The 276-nt window shown below is 43.5% G+C and carries 1 rRNA gene; it reads right to left on the bottom strand.

The window, feature by feature from the left end:
- Nucleotides 1–115 (bottom strand): 23S ribosomal RNA (locus tag JIG40_RS23050); the annotation flags it as partial.
- Between the last annotated feature and the right edge of the window lie 161 nt (nt 116–276).

Raw genomic sequence — 276 nt, forward strand, 5'->3', positions numbered from 1 at the left:
GAAATCTCAGACTCAAGTGGCTGTTACTGCCTAATCTGAGCTTATCGCAAGTTACTACGTCCTTCATCGCCTCTGACTGCCAAGGCATCCACCGTGTACGCTTAGTCACTTAACCATACAACCCGAAGGAGTTTCGGGTTGTTGTTAAACAACCTAGGTGTCACACATTTATTTTTCATGAGTGTGTGACTGATTTTGCCGGACTCAATTTGAAGACTTACTGAATCAGTAAGCTTCGATACCAAGCACACTTGAATGTGTTTGTTGGTGTATTCC

Origin of the sequence: Vibrio sp. bablab_jr001 (assembly GCF_016464285.1) — a bacterium.
Lineage (GTDB): Bacteria > Pseudomonadota > Gammaproteobacteria > Enterobacterales > Vibrionaceae > Vibrio > Vibrio fluvialis.